Raw genomic sequence first — 1553 nt, 5'->3', positions numbered from 1 at the left:
CGATCGCCCCGTCCTTCAAAATAGAAATGCGGTCGCAGTGCCCGAGCAGATATTCGATCTGGTGGGAAATGACTAGAATACACTTTCCTTCCGCGCGGAGCCGGTGCAAAAGACGGAACACATTCTCTATCTCGTAAGAGGTGAGCAGCGCCGTCACTTCGTCTAAAATAATGATCTGGGGATTGCCGATCACCGTGCGTGCAAGCTGGATCAACAGCCGTTCCCCTTCGGAAAGGCCGGTCACCTTTTGGTGCGGATCAAGGCACAGCCCCAGCTCGTCCATGACCGACTGCGCTTCCTTGACCATTTGTTTGCGGCTGGGCATAAAAACACGCCTGCCGTACATGGAGTTTTCTTTGCCCAGGGCAATATTTTCAAAAATCGTCAGGTCAGGGAAAAGTTCGATTTGGTGAAAAGCCATACATATCCCAGCCTTTTGTGAATCGCTACGCGTTTTCAGACGGACAGTCTTCCCGTCAAGCAGCACCTCGCCGCTGTCCGGCTGCGTAATACCTGCGAGGATCTCGGCAAGCGTAGATTTTCCGGCGGCGTTCCCGCCGATGATACCGTGTATTTCACCTTTTTGCGCACAAAAATTAAGATTGCTCAAAACAAGCATATCGTCGAAGCTCTTAGATATGTGATTCATTTGTAATAAAACAGACTCCATCAAAATCCCCTCGCATTGAAGCGCTGTTTGTACGCTGGATCACAAAGATATCTGGTTTAAATCGTAAGAAGTAAAAGCACGGATGCCGTTTTCAGAATAATACTGTTTATAGGCCTCCGGCATTTTGTTGTTGGAAATCACGGTGTTAGCCATGCCAAGGTCGCCCGCCTGCATAAACGCAATGTTGTCAAACTTGGTGTGGTCGACTGCTAAAATCAATTCTTTCGTCTTTTGCGCAATCGTCTTGATGAGCTCTGCTTCATTGGAATCGACAGACGTATAGCCCGCGTTCAGATCGACGCCGCCCACCGTAAAGAAAGCTTTGCTGAAAAAGATGCTTTCAATGCTTTTTGCAAAAATATCACCAAAGGTACAGCAGCGTTCGTGGTTGGCAGTCCCGCCGGCGACAACAAGGTTGATGGCAGGATTTTCAAAGAGCGCATTGACCACATAAAAATTGTTGGTCATAACGTTGATGTTCTTACGCTGCATGAGTTCTTTGGCGATAAAATAACAGGTAGAGCCCGGCCCCAAAAAGACCCATTCTTTTTCCTTGATCAGGCTGGCGGCGATTTTACCGATCTCTTCCTTGTCTTTGTTATATACGATGTTTTTCAAGGAAAGAGCGTCGTTGTCATGGTCTTGCTGGGTAGTGCTTTCATTCAGCACAGCGCCGCCATGCATACGAATGATAAAACCAGTCTTTTCCAGTTGTTCTAAGTCGTTACGGATGGTTACGTCCGAAACATTAAGAAGCGAACTCAATGTGGAAACGTCCACCTGCTTTCGCTCAAATATGATTTTCTTTATTTTTTGTAAACGTTCCGCTTTAAACATACTCTTTAAAATAATCCGGCAGCATTGCTTTAAGCTGCGGATATCC

General features: G+C 46.8%; 2 protein-coding genes. Both read right to left on the bottom strand.

The window, feature by feature from the left end; genetic code table 11:
* Window positions 1–649, bottom strand: a 649-nt coding sequence (locus tag VB081_RS03440; RefSeq protein ID WP_323399451.1) for an ATP-binding cassette domain-containing protein, incomplete at its 3' end; no start/stop codon positions are given.
* A 60-nt stretch (window positions 650–709) separates the two neighbouring features.
* Window positions 710–1553, bottom strand: an 844-nt coding sequence (locus VB081_RS03435; protein WP_323399450.1) for a DeoR/GlpR family DNA-binding transcription regulator, incomplete at its 5' end; no start/stop codon positions are given.

The sequence above is a fragment of the Christensenella sp. genome, assembly GCF_034927525.1.
GTDB lineage: Bacteria > Bacillota > Clostridia > Christensenellales > Christensenellaceae > Christensenella.
The sequence above is the reverse complement of the archived record's forward strand: the minus strand, read 5'-3'. Positions and strand labels throughout refer to the sequence as shown.